This is a genomic window from Rickettsia endosymbiont of Proechinophthirus fluctus (assembly GCF_001602635.1).
GTDB lineage: Bacteria > Pseudomonadota > Alphaproteobacteria > Rickettsiales > Rickettsiaceae > Rickettsia > Rickettsia rickettsii.
Genome location: NZ_LECS01000004.1, coordinates 140,844 through 159,265 on the forward strand (window position 1 = coordinate 140,844; position 18,422 = coordinate 159,265).

Below are 18,422 nucleotides of genomic sequence, written 5' to 3' on the forward strand. Positions count from 1 at the left end.
AAGCGGAAATGATGCTCAATTTCCTTATTCAAATGAATTTTATACCGAAATGCTTTATAATGATTAGTAGTAGCTTAGAATTACTAAGATTAATGGAATTACAACTTAGTAGTTATAGTTCTAATATATTATTTATTGGTTATCATTATAATAATAAAAATACTCCGAAAAATAAAGATGTTGCATATTATACTAAACTGATTAATGATTTAATATCTCAAATAAATAAGCTAAAAAGAAATAATCCACCTTTAAAGAATAATAATGCAAAAGGTCAAAATCCTTATGACACGAATAAATAAAGTTTTATTGAGTTTACTTTGCTTAGTTATTGCGTATGCGGGATACGGTCAAATTATTCCTACTTACTCCGTAGATTCAGTAACAATGAAAAACTTATTACCGAAGATAGATGCAGATACGCTGGTACTTATAAATATAGATAATACTATCATAACACCGAAATCCAAATTATTTCGATATCAGGGTAATTCTTATATAAATTTTACTAAATATTTATATAGTCTTGCAGCGGATAACGCATCAGTTAATAAAACTATTGCAAAATTGATAGTGCAGCGTCAGATGATGCTTGTTGAATCTAAATGGGTAGATTTAATTAATAAGATGAAACAGCAAGGTGCAACGGTTTTAGGTCTTCAGGAAATAACGGCCCCATGTAATTTAATTGAAAATTATGAAGGATGGTTATATACCTTACTTTACGGACTCAATATTAATTTTACTAATAAAGTTAATGATAAAGATGTATTTAGATTTAATCCAAGCGATGCTGAAGCACCTATTTTTTATTTAGGTATAATATTTACCGGTAATATAAATAGAGTAAAAGCTCTTATAGAGTTCTTAAAAATTATACCGAAACAACCTAAAAAAATAGTAATTTTTGCAAATAATAAAAAAGATTTAGAAAATATGGACTCTTATTTAAGTATGGTTGATATAGGATATTATGGAATTGAATATTTGGGGTGGCAAATGTTACCGGGGTCACCTGATCATCAAATTGCTGAGTTGCAGCAATCCACGTTTTTAAATACCGGTCAGTGGTTAGAAGATGATACAGCTGCAAAGATGTTAAATAAATAATTATGAATGACAATTTAATTAATGCTTTAAAAGATTTAATTATTAATACCGGCAAGATTGCACTAGATATAAAAAAGGCAGGAATGTTGACTGATATTAAATCAGATGGGGCAGTAGTCACTAATGCCGATAAGGAAATTAGTAAAATAATTTATCAAACTCTACAAACCTTAACCTCTCAAATAGCTATAGTATGTGAAGAGCAGCCGCTACCTATATTCAGCAGTGATACTTTTTGGTTAATCGATCCTATTGATGGGACATGGAGCTATGTAAACGGTAAAAGTACATATACGGTCAATATAGGGCTTATTGAAAACGGTGTTCCAACCATCGGCTTGATATATCACCCTGAAACAGCAAAGCTATATTATACTGATGTAAACGGTCGGTTAAAAATCGAACAGAATTCTAAAGAAATATTTGTTAATCATGAACCTAAACATGAAGAGCTTCATGCGGTAATAGGTTTTTGTAATTCAAATAAAGCTACTAAAGAATTTTTAAGTAAGTATTCATTTGGTCAAATAAATGCAATAGGCAGTTCAATGAAACTATGCTTAATTGCTGAAGGAGCAGCTGATATATATCCAAAATTCGGTCAAACTATGGAATGGGACATAGCGGCAGGTCATGCTTTAATTAAAGCCGGCGGTGGTAATATTTTAGATACGCATGGACAAGAAATTACTTACGGTAAAGAAAGTTTCGCTAATCCTCATTTTTTCGCCTGTAGTAAATATTGGTTGGAAAGGGAGGCAAGGTTGTATAGATACTAGATCGTCATTGCAAGCAGCAGTAGGCTGCGTGGCAATCTCATGAAATAATAACAAACTCCTGAGATTGCTTTGTCAAAACTTGCAGTTTTTCCTTGCAATGATGAAAAAACTGATCCACGCAGGCACTGCCAAACTCGTATCAAACCAACTTCTTTAACTCATAAATTAACTCAAGTGCTTCTTTAGGGGATAGTTTATCAGGATCGATAGTGCTGAATTTTTTATCTAATTTGCTGCTTATAGTAGTTTTATTAGGTTCAAGATAAAACAAACTCAAATTATTTGATTCCGTTGATAAAATATTTTTTCCTTTACCTGTAGAAGTTTTTTCAAATTTAAGCAGAATCTGCTCAGCTCTGTTTATAACACTCGCAGGAAGACCGGCAAGAGCCGCAACATGAAGACCGTAGGACCTATCGGCAGCACCTGATATAATATTATGTAAAAATAGAATATCTTTACCTGACTCCTCAATAGCAATAGTATAATTTTGCAAAGCCGGCAGGAAATTACTCATAACGGTTAGCTCATGATAGTGCGTTGCAAATAAACAGCGACATTTCAGCTTATCATGAATATATTCAAGCACCGACCATGCTATAGATACCCCGTCATAAGTGGATGTGCCTCTACCTACCTCATCAAGTATGATTAGTGAGTTTTTTGTAGATTGAGCAAGGATTGCCGAGGTTTCAAGCATCTCTGCCATAAAGGTCGATTGTCCCTTAATTAAGTCATCGGCAGCACCTATTCGGCTAAATATTTTGTCGACTACCCCTATTTTAGCACTTTTGGCCGGTACGAACGAACCTATTTGAGCAATGATTGCAATAATGGCGTTTTGACGTAAAAAAGTACTTTTACCTGCCATATTAGGACCGGTAATTAACCAAATACGCTCCAGCTCTGATAAATGACAATCATTATATACAAAGCTTTTGCTTTCTCGCTGTAGTGCTTCCTCTACTACAGGATGCCGTCCTTTAACGATATCAAAGCTTAAATCATCGGTAAACTCAGGCTTAACATAATCATATTCATCAGCGATGTAAGCAAAATTACAAAATACGTCAAGCCCGCTTAAGGAGCTTGCAAGCATTCGTAAATAGGAAGCTTTTTCGATTACTTGGCTACAAATATCCGCATATAATTCTTGTTCTAAGCTTATTACTAAGGTTTGAGCATTGACTAACTCACTTTCAAGCTTTTGTAGTTCAGCAGTAGTGTAACGAACATGATTAACCGTTGTTTGACGGTGAATAAATTTGGGATCAAGGATTTTATTAACATTTTTAGCGGTGATATCGATAAAAAGCCCTATAACATTATTATGAGATATTTTTAAACTGTCTATTCCCGTTTCTTTGCGATATTGATCTTTTAGCTTTTCAATATATAATTTTCCGTTATTAATTAAATCATGTAATTGGGCTACTTTCGGATGATATTCATGTTTTATTATACCTCCATCATTTAAACTATTCGGTGCATCTTCTCGTATTGTTTCGTCTATTAAATTATATAATTCTGCATCACCTGATAGAGGTTTAATAATTTTTTCGATAAAATCAGGTAAATTAAAACCGTAAGCGTCAAAGAATACTCCTTTAATAATCGTTGCCGTTTCTAAAGTATATTTAATGCTAAGTAAATCACGACCTGAACTTCTGTTCATCGTAATACGTGTTAAGCAGCGTTCTATATCACTAGTTTTTTTTAGAAGTTCTCTAATTTTTTTTACTATTTCTAAGTTGGAATAAAAGAACTCGGTAATATTTAAACGATGATTTATTTTAGCAATATTGGTTAAAGGACTTGAAAGAAAATTATATAGTAAACGTCCACCTTGTTTAGTAACCGTATGATTAAGGGTGCTTAATAAACTTCCTTGCAAGCCGCCTTGTGAGTTTATGACAATTTCAAGGTTGCGTCTAGTAGAGAAATCAATAGTCATATAGCTATGAAAATTGATAATTCTAGGGATTGGCAAATGAGGAATATTTTGTTTTTGTGTTAACGATAAATATTCTAAAACGCTACCTATGGCACAAATTTGACTACTAGATATCTCGCCGATTCCTTTAATATCTTTCATTTTATAAAAATCTAAAATGATTTTTTTGCATTTATTAATCGCAAAAAAACTATCAACTTGATAGGTAATACGAAAATTTAATTGTTTGAAAATACTATCCGCAAGATTAGAAGATCTTAGATTTTCGCTAAGCAGAATTTCACGAGGTTTTAAACGAGCCAGCTCATTAAGAATTTCCGTTTCCGGTACATTAACTACAACAATTTCGGAAGTAGAAAGATCAACATAACAAAGGCTAGCTGTTTCTTTATTGTCCGGTATTACGAGACTTACTAAATAATTAGGTTCGGCTGAAGCAATTAAATTTTCTTCAATTATAGTTCCCGGAGTTATAATACGTGTAACATCCCTAGTAACTACCGCTTTATAACCGCCTCTATTCTTTGCTTCTTCAGGTGTTTCTAGTTGATCACAAATAGCAACCTTATAATTTTCTTCAATTAACTTCGTTAAATAATTCTCAAGGGCATGATAAGGTACCCCGCACATCGCAATTTCTTCTTCGCCGTTTTTGCCGCGCTTTGTTAAAGCAATGCCAAGTACATTGCTTGCTAGAATTGCATCTTCATAGAACATTTCATAAAAATCACCCATTCTAAATAGCAGTAAACAATCTAAATGAGCAAATTTAATGTCTAGATATTGCTGCATCATTTTCGTTGCAACATCGTAATTATATTTTTGTTTTAACTCTTGAAGATTCATATTAAGCAGCATAATTTATATTATAGTTTGGCTTTATTGCATGGATACCGAATCGTCATTGCAAGCGACTGCAAGGAGCGTAGCAATCTTATGAAATAGTGCAAAATACCTGAGATTGTCAAGTCGAGGCTTTGCCTCTCCTCGCAATGACGAATAATAACAATGTTTAACAGTTTATACAACTATTTTATCTTTGATAGGCGGGTGCTATGTCTGCCGCCTTCAAATTGGGTAGTTAAAAACTTATCTATAATATCAAATACTATTTTTTGGTCTATGGTTTTTGCTCCGAGTATCAAGATATTAGCGTCATTATGAGCTTTAGCATTTTCGGCAGTTAATATATTGTTGCACAAAGCGGCTCTTATTTCCGAGCTACGATTCGCAGCTATAGACATACCAATCCCCGTATCACTAATTAAAATACCGATAGGTGCTGATTTTTCAATAATAATATCTACTACTTTCTTAGCATAATCAGGATAATCAACGGTTTGTGTATTATTTGTTCCGCAGTCATAAATCTTTAGAGATTTCTGCTCTAAATAATTGATAACTTCAGACTTAAGCTTATAACCTGAATGATCACTAGCTATGACAATATTATAAGTTTTCATAGTTAATTTTTTGATGAAAAATAATGATAAAAATTATATACTATGTAAGATTTGTTTTCTAATGTAAATAATAGTTTTGTTAAATATATGAAATATCCTGTTGTACTTAGTATCGTTATATGTTTTTGTTTAGTTGCTTGTGTTGATCAGCCACCGGCTCCAATTGAGTATAAAGTAGGAGATGTTACTGCAAATAATAATTCTACCGCACTAGATCACGATGAGGGTATGATAGTTCAAAGAACTATGGAAGACAATCCCGCGTCAGAAAAAGTTAGCGGTAGACTCGAAGAGCCAAAGGCAAAAATTATAGAAGATGATAATGATGATATTGAGATTCCTATGTCTCGGAATGAAGACGAAGATGAAGAATCGATAGAACAATTAAACTTTGTAAAACCGTTAAATGGGGTAATTATTACCGAGTTTAAAGCCGGTAAAAGTAAAGGGATAGATATTGTAGCTCAAGAATATAGTGAAGTTAAATCGATAGCTGCAGGAACGGTAATATATTCAGGTTATAATAAGCAATTCGGTAATTTAGTAATAGTTAAATTAGATAAAGACGATCTAGAAGTAGCATATGCGAGTTTAGATGATTTATTACTGAAAAAAGGTGATAAAATTGCTAGAAATAGTGTTATCGGACATGTAGAACATAAATTATATTTTGCTATGCGTAAAAATAAAATAGCAGTTGATCCTAATAAGTATATAGAATTTTAAATGGAAGATGTTATTACTCTTACCAAATATGGTGAACCTCAAAATGTTATAGTAAGAAGGAGTAGCAAAGCTAAAAATATAGCCATCCGCATTACATCTAAAGGTGCAGAGCTTGTATTACCTCTTAAGGTAAAAGCTGAAAAAGGTCATAATTTTTTGTTAAGTCAAGAATATTGGGTTAGGCAAAAATTACGTCGTAATGTAACTGTGATACCACAAGATGAAGATAAGATTTCTATTTTGGGTAAATCTTATGAAATAATACATATTGATTCGTCTAAAAATCAGATAAAATTAAATGATTCTACGTTAGAAGTGTATTGTTGTAGTCAGGTACTAAAAAAACTTAGTATAGAAGTATTCCTTAAAAAGAAATTATTAGCAGAAATAAAAATAATAGTAGAGAATATATCTAAAAAACATAATTTGACTTATTCCAATATTAGAATAATGGAAAATGTTAGCCGTTGGGGGAGTTGTTGTGGCAAAGGGAATCTTGTTTTTAATTGGCGGGTAGTTTTTGCCCCCTTTGAAGTACTGAAATATTTAGTAGCTCATGAAATGGCACATTTAAAAGAAATGGACCATAGTAAAAATTTTTGGGAGCTAGTTGAGTATATATATCCCGAATACCAACCGGCAAAATTATGGCTAAAAAGAAACGGTAAGAATTTATATAGTTATTTGCCATAACTTTATGTCATTCCCGCCTATGCGGGAATGACATAAAACGAGCCACGCAACAACGCAGTAATGACATCGGAAAGGTTAATTTAAAGAAAGACATAAAGGATAAATAGAATGCATAACACCACAAAAAGAGTAACAGTCCCGGCACTTGAAGAAATCTTATATGAGCCTATAAAAGTGTTAGATTACGGCTTTATTAGAGTGATCGACTATATGGGGGATGATAGTGCTATAGTACAAGCAGCTCGTGTGTCTTATGGTAAGGGTACGAAGCAATTAAACCACGATAAAGGGCTGATAAACTACTTGCTTCGTCATTATCATACCACTCCTTTTGAGATGTGTGATATCAAGTTCCATATTAAACTACCGATATTTATTGCAAGGCAATGGATTAGGCATAGAACAGCTAGCGTTAACGAATATTCGGCAAGGTATTCTATTTTAGGTAATGAATTTTATCTACCTGAACCGGCAAATATTGCTTCCCAATCTGCTGTAAATAAACAATGTAGGGAAGGGGATAGCTTACCGCAAGAAGTGGCTGAAAAGGTCCTTGCAATTTTAGAGGAAGATGCTAGACAGTGCTACAGGCATTATAAAGAACTGATGAATGCCGATGAAGAGGGTAATATTATAGATGAGAACGCCACAGGGGTAGCAAGAGAGCTTGCTCGTATGAATTTAACTTTAAATTATTATACGGAATGGTATTGGAAGATTAATTTACATAATTTACTTCATTTTTTAAGATTGCGAGCCGACCCTCACGCTCAATATGAAATTAGAGTTTATGCTGAAAAGATGCTTGAGATAGTCAAAGCTTGGGTGCCTTTTGCTTACGAAGCTTTTGAAGAATATCGTTTGCAGGGAGCAAACATTTCACGTAAAGGTTTGGATGTAATTAAAAGAATGATAAACGGTGAAAAAGTTACCCATGAAACTAGTGATATGACTAAGAGAGAATGGGAAGAACTGATGAAGATTTTTGGGTAATGCATGTCATTCCTGCGAAAGCAGGAATGACATACAACAACCATAACGGAATTTGATCAAAAGGAGCATTTTAAGTGCGAAATATTATATATTTTATACTATCACTATTATTTAGCGTTACCAGCTATGCACTTGAAACAATAAACATTGAGCATGGGCGAGCTGATCCAACACCTATAGCGGTCAATAAATTTGATGCCGATAATTCTGCCGCTGATGTATTAGGTCACGATATGGTTAAAGTTATCTCTAATGATTTAAAGCTTTCGGGGTTATTCCGTCCTATTTCTGCTGCCTCTTTTATAGAAGAGAAGACAGGAATAGAATATAAACCGCTTTTTGCTGCATGGCGTCAAATTAATGCTAGTCTTTTAGTAAACGGTGAAGTTAAAAAACTAGAAAGCGGTAAATTTCAAATTAGCTTTATATTATGGGATACGTTGCTTGAAAAACAGCTCGTCGGTGAAATTCTTGAAGTACCGAAAAATCTATGGAGAAGAGCAGCACATAAAATTGCCGATAAAATTTATGAAAAAATTACCGGTGATGCCGGTTATTTTGACACTAAAATAGTGTATGTATCAGAAAGCAGCTCTTTACCGAAAATAAAAAGAATTGCTTTGATGGATTATGACGGGGCTAATAATAAATACCTTACCAATGGAAAGTCACTAGTCTTAACCCCAAGATTTGCTCGTTCGGCGGATAAGATTTTTTATGTTTCATATGCTACTAAAAGAAGAGTACTTGTTTATGAAAAAGATTTAAAAACAGGCAAAGAAAGTGTAGTAGGTGATTTTCCCGGTATATCTTTTGCTCCTAGATTCTCACCAGACGGTAGAAAAGCTGTAATGTCGATAGCTAAAAACGGCTCGACGCATATTTATGAAATCGACCTTGCTACTAAACGGCTTCATAAATTGACTGACGGATTCGGTATTAATACCTCTCCTAGCTATTCACCGGACGGTAAAAAAATTGTATATAATTCCGATAGAAACGGTGTGCCTCAATTATATATCATGAATTCAGACGGAAGTGACGTTCAGCGTATTAGTTTTGGCGGTGGTTCTTACGCAGCTCCTAGCTGGTCGCCTAGAGGAGACTATATAGCATTTACTAAGATTACTAAAGGAGACGGAGGAAAAACTTTTAATATCGGAATTATGAAAGCATGTCCTCAAGATGATAAGAATAGTGAAAGGATAATAACAAGCGGATATTTAGTCGAAAGTCCTTGTTGGTCGCCTAACGGACGAGTTATTATGTTTGCTAAAGGTTGGCCGTCGAGCGCTAAAGCTCCAGGAAAAAACAAAATTTTTGCAATTGATCTAACAGGTCATAATGAAAGAGAAATTATGACACCGGCAGATGCTTCTGATCCAGAATGGTCAGGTGTACTGAACTAATGTCATTTATACGAACGCATTGTTGAGTGGATTGTTTTTCCGTTGTCATACCGTGACTTAATTGCGGTATCCAGTAAAAATACTATTAGTTGTTTTTAGATCCTGTGGTCAAGCCACGGGATGACAATCCAATAAGGCTTAAGCTACTTCTCTACTATGGTTTAAAATAAACTTCTTTATTTTTTCAAAAGCTGTATTTTCTATTTGTCTAATACGTTCCTTAGAAATATTATACTCATTGCTTAGAATATCTAGAGTTTTAGGAGTATCCGTTAATTTACGCTCTGTTAAAATACGCAGTTCCCTGTCGTTTAAAATCTTCATAGCATTTGATAGTAACTGCCTTTTACTGGTAGAATTTTGCTTATTAATGGCCATAGCTTCAGGAGTAGGGCGTGTTTCCGGTAATAGTTCTATTAATTCTCCGGATTCTGCATCGTCACTATTTATAGAGTTATTTAACGATAAATCAGGACCTGAAATTCTAGTATTCATTTCAGAAACTTCATTAACCGAAACGCCTAGCTCATCTGCTATTTGTACAAAATCATCGGTAGTAATAGCCCTTGAGTATAAATTAGTAATTTTATGCTTAACTTTATTAAGACTAAAAAATAATTTTTTTTGTGCGGTCGTTGTTCCCATCTTTACTAATGACCAAGATTTTAATATATATTCTTGTATGGCTGCTTTAATCCACCACATCGCATATGTTGATAGGCGAAAACCAAGTTCGGGATTGAATTTTTTTACTGCCTGCATTAAACCTATATTACCTTCTGAAACCAATTCGGTAATAGGAAGACCGTAAGTCCTATAGCTGCTTGCAATTTTTGCAACAAGTTTAAGATGGCTTGTTACTAATTTATGTGCAGCTTGTAAATCATTCCCTTCTAAATAGGATTTTGCTAATAACAATTCTTCTTCTTGCGTAAGTGAAGGAATTTTATTGATTTTCTGTAAGTAGCTATAAAACCCTGATTCGCTAGAAATTGCTAATGCATTAATATTATTAGTCATACTAACCTTAAAAACTATTTTTTTTATACTAACTTATACTAACACATATATGATCTAAAATAAACTTTTTCTAGAATATTTTTAAATAAAATCAAATAATGTCTAAAAAATCCAATAAAAATTTAGCTTTTTCCTTGCTGGGATTAATAATTAGTATGGTGTTACTCAGTTTTGCTTCCGTACCTATCTATAATTTATTTTGTAAAGTTACAGGATATGGCGGCACTACTGCAAAAGAAACGGTGCGTGTATATTCTAAGGTAAAAGGCACTAAACCTATAATTATCGAGTTTGATGCTAATGTTGATAAAGATTTACCTTGGCGGTTTATTCCAAGGCAGCAAAGAGTACAAATTGTTCCGGGGCAGAATACTCTAGTGTTCTATGAAATGGAGAATCTAAGCGATAACGATATAATAGGTACTTCCGTATATAATGTTACTCCAAATAAAGCAGGAAAATATTTCATAAAAATTCATTGTTTTTGTTTTGAAGAACAATTATTAAAAGCCGGCGAAAGAGTCTTAATGCCAGTTACATTTTATATAGATAAGGATTTTGAGCTTGACCCTGAAATGCAAGACATTAAAGTACTTACTTTATCTTATAGTTTTTTTAAAGTACGAGAGATGTCGTCATTGCGAGGAAATTACGTAAGTAATTGACGAAGCAATCTCAGGAGTTTGTTATTATTGCATGAGATTGCCACGCTCTCTACGTTCGCTCGTAATGACGGCTTTGGAATTATGCAACAACACCGGCTCATTGAATATACTCGATAACCCATTTACGAAGTCTAACAATCGTCGGAGTATTGATAAGAGAGGTAGCAGGTAAAACTTTGCCGTTAGTATTAAAATTAATTATAGGATCTATACCGTATATGCTATACCAAGGTTTTAACGGTGAGCTATTTGAATATTTACGGTGGAACCAAGATAAAGTAGGTGTTGTTTCTTCATATTCTATTACTTTAACCGATTGTGGATTTTTATGATATATAAGGCTCAGTACCGATTGATCGGAATGATGCCATTTATATTCATCGTAGTTAGGATGGATATTATAATTTTTACCTGAAAGAATTCTAATATCTTCACAACTTTTTAGCCATTTTTCAATGAAAGAACGAGAAAGCTTGGTATTACGCACAATAATAACGGCACTCCAAATGTGATCGTCATTTCTGCATTCGTCTGTAAGGCAATCCATTAAAGCAAAAGTTTCGCCTTTAACAAAACTACCGTTTTTACGATTGCGATCATGTACCAGTAATATATCATTATCGCCTAAAAGATTTGTTAAATTACTGATATGCTTTTTAATAACAAATGCTGAATCTAAATATACTATAATAGCTCCTTCTGGTGCATTTTTCATTGTTTCAAGTATAATATAAGGCTTCCATAGCCATAACCCCGCTCCTGCAGGTGCATTAAAAATTTCTTGGTTTTTTTCTATAAACGCTTGATTTATGTGCTTTTTCTTATAGTTAAATATGAAGTCTATACCTTTATTAATTGCATAATGAGTGGTTGCATTTTGATTACGATAAACATACTCCAGACCGTCGGCATAAGAAACTAAATAAATTGGTTCTTTTATGGAATTCTGAATAGATAAATCTACTTTTTGTAACGATAAGTCATTAAGAAAACCTTGACGTGCATATTCTAAAATAATCAGTATGAAATAAATTAGAGCTAATGTAATAACTGTTTTGTATAATATTTTAAATAACATATAATTTTTGCATTATTTGAAGCATTTTGTCATTCCCAGGTGGATTAGTAAAGCGTTATTACGAGGCAATACGAAGTATTGACGAAACAATCTCAGGAGTTTGTTATTATTGCATGAGATTGCCACGCAGCCTAGGGCTGCTTGCAATGACGAAATCGATAATTATTAAACAACACCAATTATAGCATTTTAATATATTAAAAGATAGTGTTGTAATTTAATTATAAATTTAGTATAATTTGCTGTTTGTTTAAGGTTGGTATGATTAATTTAGGGGATAAGCATTCTACTATAGTTGTCGCAATGTCAGGCGGGGTTGATAGTTCGGCGGTTGCCGCAATGCTGCATGAACAAGGACATAATGTTATAGGTATTACCTTGCAGCTATATGATCACGGTATGGCAGTAGGGAAGAAAAATGCCTGTTGTGCCGGTCAGGATATTTACGATGCTAAAATGGTAGCAAATAAGCTAGGTATTCCCCATTACGTACTTGATTATGAGAACAAATTTAAAGAGTCGGTAATAGATAATTTCGTCGATAGCTATTTACAAGGTGAAACACCGCTTCCATGTGTACAATGTAATAAATTGGTAAAGTTCAGGGATCTAATTAAAACGGCTAGAGAGCTTGGAGCAGATAAGCTTGCTACCGGTCATTACGTACGAAAAATAAACGGTGATAACGGAGCGGAATTACATACAGGGCTTGATCCAGCAAAAGATCAAAGTTATTTTTTATTTACGACAACTAAAGAGCAATTAGAATATTTACGTTTCCCTCTAGGAGGGCTTACTAAGGGTGAAACACGAAAGCTTGCTAGTAAATTTGGGCTTGAGGTAGCGGATAAGCCCGACAGCCAAGATATTTGTTTCATACCGGACGGAAATTATAAGAGCATAATAAATAAAATACGTCCAAATAGTAGTGAAAGCGGTAAAATTATTCATGTAAACGGGTTTGAGCTAGGAGAGCATAGCGGTATAATTAACTACACCATAGGGCAACGTCGTGGTCTTGGTATAGCTTATAATGAGCCTTTATATGTAGTAAAAATTGATCCTAAGGACAATATAGTATATGTAGGACCGGAGTCCGCATTAAACGTGCAGGAATTTATCATTAGAGATGTGAATTGGCTTGCAGATGAGATTAAAGATAACGAAAAGTTAGAAGTAGCAGTTAAAATTCGCTCGACAAGACCGCCGCGTCTAGCTGAAATAAGTAAACTCGGTGATGATAAAATGAAAGTAAAATTTTTATGCGAAGAAAAAGCCGTTGCCCCTGGGCAAGCATGCGTTATTTATGCCGGTGAAAGAGTACTTGGCGGTGGATGGATTACTAGAGAGATAAGGTGATTGTGTCATTACGAGGAGCGAAGCGACGTGGTAATCTAGTTAGACCTCCTGAGATTGCCACGTTCCTTTTAGTCGCTCGCAATGAGACACAATTCACAAAAAAATAAGCTCACTAAAACAGGAGAAACTAATGAGTTTTTTAAGGAAGAAAAGTTTTGAATCAGTAAAAGAGATAGGCAGTTCAAGCGGTCTTAGCAAGACACTTGGAGCATTCGATTTAATATTACTGGGTCTTGGTGCGATGATCGGCACAGGCGTATTCGTCGTTACCGGTATAATTGCTGCTAAATATTCAGGACCTGCAGTAATGTTATCTTATGCGATTGCAGGTATTACCTGTATCTTTGTAGCGCTTGTTTATACTGAACTTGCTGCAATGCTTCCGACATCAGGAAGTATTTACACTTATTCCTATGTAGTATTTGGCGAAGTATTTGCTTGGATGATCGGTAGTGTTATAATATTAGAACTTGGTGTTGCTGCAGGAATAGTAGCTGCAGGCTGGTCGGGCTACGTACAAGGAATACTAGCAGCAGGTGGAATCAATTTACCGAAAGCATTAACTACTGTACCGACAAACGGCGGTATAATAAATTTACCGGCATTTTTAATCTCAGGATTTATTGGATTTATTTTATATTTAGGTACTAAAGATAGTAAGAGACTAAATGCAATTTTAGTTTTCATAAAAATGACTGCAATATTTGTATTTATACTCGCTGCTGCCCCTCATTTTGATGCTACTAACTGGAGTAATTTTATGCCTTTCGGTTTTAGTAATGTTTTAGTAGGTGCGTCTATTTTATTCTTAGCTTTTACGGGTTTTGGAACGATTGCAACCGCAGCTGAGGAGTGTAAAAACCCAAAACGCGATATAATGATCGGTATTATTGGCTCACTTGTTCTAACTACTATAGTTTATGTAACAATGGCAGGGTTTGTTACCGGTATTGTACCTTTTGATCAGTTAAATAACGATCAACCGCTTGCTTATGCTTTAACTATTAATAATAGCAAGATCGGCTCTGCTATTGTTGCAACCGGAGCAGTTTGCGGTATGATGACGGTGTTGATGATGAATATTTACGGTACTTCTCGTATTTTTTATGCTATTGCACGTGACGGTTTACTACCGAAAAGTTTTGCAAAGCTGCACCCAAAATATGATAGTCCGTATATTACGATTATAATATTTGCTTCTTTAGCCGCTATCCTTGGAGGATTTTGTTCTACGGAATTATTAACGCAATTAACTTCAATGGGAGCTCTTATTGATTATATAACCGTTACAATAATAGTGGTATTATTTAGGGTAACGCTACCTGATGCTCAAAGACCTTTTAGATGTCCTTTAGTATTTATTATCGTACCGTTTATTTTAGTTGCTTGTGCATATTTACTATTTATTCAAATATATGACGGTGAATTTAATCTATTAACCGCAGGCCGTGTATTAATATATTGGTTTATTACAATATTTGTTTTATATATTATAAGATCGTTTTTTATGCAAAAAGAGCAGAATTAAGAGGGGGATATCCATCATTGCAAGCGAACGTAGAGAGCATGGCAATCTCATGAAGTAGTACAAAATTCCTGAGATTGCCACGTCAAGGCTTTACCTCTCCTCGCAATGACGAGTTAGTAGTATCCACGCAACAAAACAAAATTAACCAAATGACTGAAAAGCTGCAACCACTCCGAGGAATGAAAGATCTCTTGCCGGATGATTATAAAGTTCACGACTATATAATTAACAAAGCAAGAGATGTTGGAGCATTGTACGGCTATAAACAAATGAGTACTCCTATTGTGGAGTATACTAAAGTCTTTAACCGTTCGATGGGTGAAAGCTCTGACGTAATTAGCAAAGAAATCTATAGTTTTTTAGATAAAAGCAATGATTGCGTAGCATTACGACCTGAATTTACAGCATGTATTATAAGAAGCCTCATCTCAAACAGATTACAACATAAATTACCATTAAAGTTTTTCTCTACCGGTCCTGTTTTTCGTTATGATAGACCGCAAGCAGGGCGTCAAAGACAATTTCACCAACTAAATTATGAGTATATCGGTGCTAAAGGAGCAATTACTGATGCTGATACTTTGAAGTTAGCCGTTGATATATTAAAAGCACTCGAAATAGAGCAGGATACTACCTTAGAGCTTAACTCTCTTGGATGTAATGAATCAAGAAGCGTTTATCAGCAAAGATTAGTAGAATATCTCAATGATTTTAAAGATCAATTATCAGAAGAAAGCAAAATAAGGTTATCCAAAAATCCAATGCGGATACTTGATTCTAAAAGTGAGACTGATCAGAAAATAATAGCAAACGCACCGGTTTTATCTGAATATTACACTGATGAATCCAAAGAATATTTTGAGGAATTAATACAGTATCTAGATATTTTAGATGTGAAATATAGCATAAATCCACGCTTGGTTAGAGGGCTTGATTATTATTGCCATACTGCTTTTGAATTCACTACAAAAAAGTTAGGGAGCCAATCTACTATTCTAGCTGGTGGACGTTATGATGGGCTTGCTAAAATCATGGGTAATAACGATGATGTGCCGGCTATCGGTTTTGCTGCCGGTATTGAGCGAATTGCTTTAATGCGGGAATATAATATATCTGAAGTTAAGCCGGTATTTGTATTACCTGTAGGCAAAAATAATATTTGCTATGCTTTAGAAATTGTAGATAAATTGCGAACAGAAAATATTGCTATTATTATAGAATCCCTAGGTAAAATAGCTAAAAGAATGCAACGCATTTTTAATGAAAATGCTCAATTTATTATTTTTATAGGTGACGAAGAGCAGGCGAATAATAACTTAAAAATTAAAGACTTAAAAAAAGAAGAAGAATATATAGTAGATTTTACAAAAGCTCTTGAGCTATTGAAGAAATAAGATTTTTTATTGTTATACTGTGAACTTCTATGGTATCCATCAAAACTAACTTTAAGTAATAAGCATTTATGAATCTTGCCACAAGCTCGGCATTGCCCGCATGGCTCTTATGTTATGCCTGCATAGGTCTTGTTGTGTGGATACTGAAGGTCGTCATTGCAAGGAAAAACTGTAAGTTTTGACGCAGCAATCCAGTAAAAAATTCTGATTTACAGAATTTTTTTTATTATTGTTTTGGACTGCCACGCAGTCTACGACTGCTTGCAATGACAGGGCGGTATCTATGCAACAACGCCTTCGTTGGAATGACATAAAACGAGCCGTGCAACAAGATCTGCAGTTGTTCACCATGGCGATTAGGTGTCCTATACAATAACACCATTTAACCACGACATCTAAAAATATGATTATTATAAACGATTTAGCCATGAGTCATGGTACAAGAATACTATTTACTGATGTAAATTTGCATATTAAAAACAATAAACGATATGGTTTAGTAGGTGCCAACGGAGCAGGTCAAACAACTTTTTTCAAAGTCTTAACTAAGGAGAAGAAGAGCCAGCTTTCGGTGAGATTAACATACCAAAAAACTCCAAAATAGGTTGTTTAAAACAAGATCAGTTTCTTTATGAAAATACTAAAATGATAGATACGGTAATAGCAGGGAAGAAGGAGTTATGGAAAGCTTTACAAGCAAAAGAAGAGATATTAAATCGGCAGGAATGTAGCGATGAAGATGGGTATAAGTTTGGTGAACTTGAACAGGTAATATACGATAATGACGGTTATACTGCTGAAATCTTTGCAGCTAGCTTGCTTGTAGGTTTTGGAATAGCCGAAAAGTACCATTATGAGCTGCTTTTTGGGTTGTCAGAAGGTTATAAGCGTTCGTGTATTACTCGTACAAAGTCTATTTAATAATCCCGATATTTTACTACTCGACGAACCGACAAACCATCTTGATATAGAGTCAAGAGAAGCTCTGAAAAAATCTCTAATTGATTTTGATGGTACGGTAATATTAGTAACGCACGATCGGAATTATTACTCTTTCCCATAGGAAAAAGATTGTTGATTTTAAAGGTAAATATGATGATTATTTTGAGAAATACGGCAACGATTATTTAAGTTCTACTACAAAATTATCCTAAGTTTTAGGCATTGCTCATTAAATATAGATATAGTCATTGCGAGGAGGTGTTGTTGTGTGGATACCACCACATCATTGCAAGCAGCCATAGGCTGCGTAGCAATCTCGTCAAATATCCTGAGATTGCTTCGTCAATTGCTATGCAATTTCCTTGCAATGACAATAAAAATCGAGTCATACAACAAAGCAGAATCTTAAAGTTAATCACTCTACATTATAAAACTCCAAATGATGACACCGCTAATAAACTGTTTTATTTCAGCATGGTTACCATACTCATCAACATTTAATAATAACCCTTGTTTATTAAAATATAATATATTCGTAAATAATCAGTCATCACAGTCCCACTTAGCTTTAAAAGCATTTTCTTTAATAAGTTTAACTCCGGTTACTCCGTGTTTGTGATATATTATTCCTTTTTTTAAAGCAGAAACAAAAGAGGTAACTTTACTTTTATCAAAGGTGTTATAGATTTTTTTAGACATTGTACCGTAATAATCAAATCCTCTATATTTGCCAAGAAATTTATCCGTACTTTTTGTTACTTCCTGATTATCAATTTTAATTTGACCTTCTTTAGAAATATTCCAAGAATTATTATTGAAGTTGGTAATCTTTTGAATGGCCAGATAAAATTCATGTTTCTTTTTTCTTTTTTAGTTGATAATATTGATGGATTTTTTTTGTATAATATTGAAGGGTTAATTGTTCTAAGTTTTCTATTGGCTGATTATCGGGGGAATAGCTTGCAATAATCCCTTTTTGTTTTTTTGACTTCATTTACTTGTATATCCTTGTACTTTTTTAGGTTATTATTTAATAAGGCGGTAACTACTCCAATTTCTAAAGTGTTTTCATGGCAAGAATCATTTTGCAGAGCATTTTCAACATTTTGGAACATCTTTTCAGATTTTTCAGAAGTTAATTTAGTCTCGTTATCTGCTATTAAAAGGGTATTAACGGCATTAAGAACCTCTGTTTTTTCATTGGATGTTAGAGTATTATTGTGAGGTAACGTATAATTTGGGTCCACGTAACTCCGAAGTTTTATAATAGCCTTTTCATACAAATTTATTTGATGCTCAGGTATCTTAT

Annotated in this window: 15 protein-coding genes and 4 pseudogenes; 13 read left to right on the plus strand and 6 right to left on the minus strand. The window is 33.9% G+C overall.

Annotated elements, in window-relative coordinates; translation table 11 throughout:
• The 3 genes and pseudogenes from BG75_RS09555 to BG75_RS02570 form a co-directional block, all read left to right on the plus strand.
• Positions 1-302 (plus strand): annotated as a pseudogene (locus tag BG75_RS09555) (hypothetical protein); the annotation flags it as partial.
• Positions 265-1,110, plus strand: coding sequence for a DUF2608 domain-containing protein (locus BG75_RS02565; RefSeq protein WP_062811338.1), 846 nt, complete (start codon positions 265-267; stop codon positions 1,108-1,110). The pseudogene BG75_RS09555 and the gene BG75_RS02565, both read left to right, overlap by 38 nt.
• Before the next feature lie 2 nt (positions 1,111-1,112).
• Entirely contained in the window at positions 1,113-1,889 is a 777-nt protein-coding gene (locus BG75_RS02570; RefSeq protein WP_062811339.1) for a 3'(2'),5'-bisphosphate nucleotidase CysQ, read from the plus strand.
• 139 nt (positions 1,890-2,028) lie between these two features.
• Here the strand turns inward: BG75_RS02570 and mutS are convergent, their stop codons facing one another.
• Both mutS and rpiB read right to left on the minus strand, forming a co-directional pair.
• Positions 2,029-4,689, minus strand: coding sequence for a DNA mismatch repair protein MutS (gene mutS, locus BG75_RS02575; protein WP_062811865.1), 2,661 nt, complete (start codon positions 4,687-4,689; stop codon positions 2,029-2,031).
• A gap of 182 nt (positions 4,690-4,871) precedes the next feature.
• Positions 4,872-5,306, minus strand: a complete 435-nt coding sequence (rpiB, locus tag BG75_RS02580) for a ribose 5-phosphate isomerase B (protein ID WP_062811340.1) — start codon at positions 5,304-5,306, stop codon at positions 4,872-4,874.
• 51 nt (positions 5,307-5,357) lie between these two features.
• Between rpiB and BG75_RS02585 the strand changes: the two genes are divergently transcribed.
• From BG75_RS02585 to tolB, 4 genes are all read left to right on the plus strand, one after another.
• Positions 5,358-6,032 (plus strand): murein hydrolase activator EnvC family protein, encoded by a 675-nt coding sequence (locus BG75_RS02585; protein ID WP_217284869.1) that lies wholly within the window; start codon positions 5,358-5,360, stop codon positions 6,030-6,032.
• Positions 6,033-6,725, plus strand: a complete 693-nt coding sequence (locus BG75_RS02590) for a M48 family metallopeptidase (RefSeq protein WP_062811342.1) — start codon at positions 6,033-6,035, stop codon at positions 6,723-6,725.
• 108 nt (positions 6,726-6,833) lie between these two features.
• On the plus strand, positions 6,834-7,718 hold the full coding sequence (gene thyX / locus BG75_RS02595; protein ID WP_062811343.1) for an FAD-dependent thymidylate synthase: 885 nt from the start codon (positions 6,834-6,836) through the stop codon (positions 7,716-7,718).
• Between the two features lie 74 nt (positions 7,719-7,792).
• Complete coding sequence (gene tolB / locus BG75_RS02600) at positions 7,793-9,127, plus strand: Tol-Pal system beta propeller repeat protein TolB (protein ID WP_062811344.1); 1,335 nt, start codon at positions 7,793-7,795, stop codon at positions 9,125-9,127.
• A 138-nt stretch (positions 9,128-9,265) separates the two neighbouring features.
• On the opposite strand, the gene rpoH is transcribed toward tolB, so the two are convergent.
• Entirely contained in the window at positions 9,266-10,147 is an 882-nt protein-coding gene (rpoH, locus tag BG75_RS02605) for an RNA polymerase sigma factor RpoH (protein ID WP_062811345.1), read from the minus strand.
• Between the two features lie 98 nt (positions 10,148-10,245).
• On the opposite strand from rpoH, the gene BG75_RS02610 reads away from it, so the two are divergent.
• Positions 10,246-10,812 (plus strand): cytochrome c oxidase assembly protein, encoded by a 567-nt coding sequence (locus BG75_RS02610; RefSeq protein ID WP_062811346.1) that lies wholly within the window; start codon positions 10,246-10,248, stop codon positions 10,810-10,812.
• A gap of 97 nt (positions 10,813-10,909) precedes the next feature.
• On the opposite strand, the gene BG75_RS02615 is transcribed toward BG75_RS02610, so the two are convergent.
• Positions 10,910-11,890 (minus strand): hypothetical protein, encoded by a 981-nt coding sequence (locus BG75_RS02615; RefSeq protein ID WP_062811347.1) that lies wholly within the window; start codon positions 11,888-11,890, stop codon positions 10,910-10,912.
• Positions 11,891-12,151: 261 nt separating this feature from the next.
• Between BG75_RS02615 and mnmA the strand changes: the two genes are divergently transcribed.
• From mnmA to BG75_RS09570, 5 genes and pseudogenes are all read left to right on the plus strand, one after another.
• On the plus strand, positions 12,152-13,249 hold the full coding sequence (mnmA, locus tag BG75_RS02620) for a tRNA 2-thiouridine(34) synthase MnmA (RefSeq protein ID WP_062811348.1): 1,098 nt from the start codon (positions 12,152-12,154) through the stop codon (positions 13,247-13,249).
• A 130-nt stretch (positions 13,250-13,379) separates the two neighbouring features.
• The gene (locus tag BG75_RS02625; RefSeq protein WP_062811349.1) at positions 13,380-14,777 is read left to right on the plus strand and encodes an amino acid permease; all 1,398 of its coding nucleotides are present in this window, start codon (positions 13,380-13,382) and stop codon (positions 14,775-14,777) included.
• A gap of 149 nt (positions 14,778-14,926) precedes the next feature.
• Positions 14,927-16,171 carry a histidine--tRNA ligase gene (gene hisS, locus BG75_RS02630; protein WP_062811866.1) on the plus strand — a complete coding sequence of 415 codons (1,245 nt, stop codon included), beginning with the start codon at positions 14,927-14,929 and terminating at the stop codon, positions 16,169-16,171.
• A 403-nt stretch (positions 16,172-16,574) separates the two neighbouring features.
• A pseudogene (locus tag BG75_RS10790) lies at positions 16,575-16,849 on the plus strand (ATP-binding cassette domain-containing protein); the annotation flags it as partial.
• Positions 16,850-17,361: 512 nt separating this feature from the next.
• Positions 17,362-17,498: pseudogene (locus BG75_RS09570) on the plus strand (polysaccharide polymerase); the annotation flags it as partial.
• Between the two features lie 158 nt (positions 17,499-17,656).
• Here the strand turns inward: BG75_RS09570 and BG75_RS09575 are convergent.
• Positions 17,657-18,107, minus strand: a pseudogene (locus BG75_RS09575) (hypothetical protein).
• On the minus strand, positions 18,058-18,422 hold a 365-nt coding region (locus BG75_RS07140), incomplete at its 5' end, for a hypothetical protein (protein ID WP_252903595.1). The gene BG75_RS07140 and the pseudogene BG75_RS09575, both read right to left, overlap by 50 nt.

Coding starts and splice junctions, on each gene's coding strand:
- BG75_RS02565 (WP_062811338.1), top strand. CDS start 265: ATGCAAAAGGTCAAAATCCTTATGACACGAATAAATAAAGTTTTATTG.
- BG75_RS02570 (WP_062811339.1), top strand. CDS start 1,113: ATGAATGACAATTTAATTAATGCTTTAAAAGATTTAATTATTAATACC.
- mutS (WP_062811865.1), bottom strand. CDS start 4,689: ATGAATCTTCAAGAGTTAAAACAAAAATATAATTACGATGTTGCAACG.
- rpiB (WP_062811340.1), bottom strand. CDS start 5,306: ATGAAAACTTATAATATTGTCATAGCTAGTGATCATTCAGGTTATAAG.
- BG75_RS02590 (WP_062811342.1), top strand. CDS start 6,033: ATGGAAGATGTTATTACTCTTACCAAATATGGTGAACCTCAAAATGTT.
- thyX (WP_062811343.1), top strand. CDS start 6,834: ATGCATAACACCACAAAAAGAGTAACAGTCCCGGCACTTGAAGAAATC.
- rpoH (WP_062811345.1), bottom strand. CDS start 10,147: ATGACTAATAATATTAATGCATTAGCAATTTCTAGCGAATCAGGGTTT.
- BG75_RS02610 (WP_062811346.1), top strand. CDS start 10,246: ATGTCTAAAAAATCCAATAAAAATTTAGCTTTTTCCTTGCTGGGATTA.
- BG75_RS02615 (WP_062811347.1), bottom strand. CDS start 11,890: ATGTTATTTAAAATATTATACAAAACAGTTATTACATTAGCTCTAATT.
- mnmA (WP_062811348.1), top strand. CDS start 12,152: ATGATTAATTTAGGGGATAAGCATTCTACTATAGTTGTCGCAATGTCA.
- BG75_RS02625 (WP_062811349.1), top strand. CDS start 13,380: ATGAGTTTTTTAAGGAAGAAAAGTTTTGAATCAGTAAAAGAGATAGGC.
- hisS (WP_062811866.1), top strand. CDS start 14,927: ATGACTGAAAAGCTGCAACCACTCCGAGGAATGAAAGATCTCTTGCCG.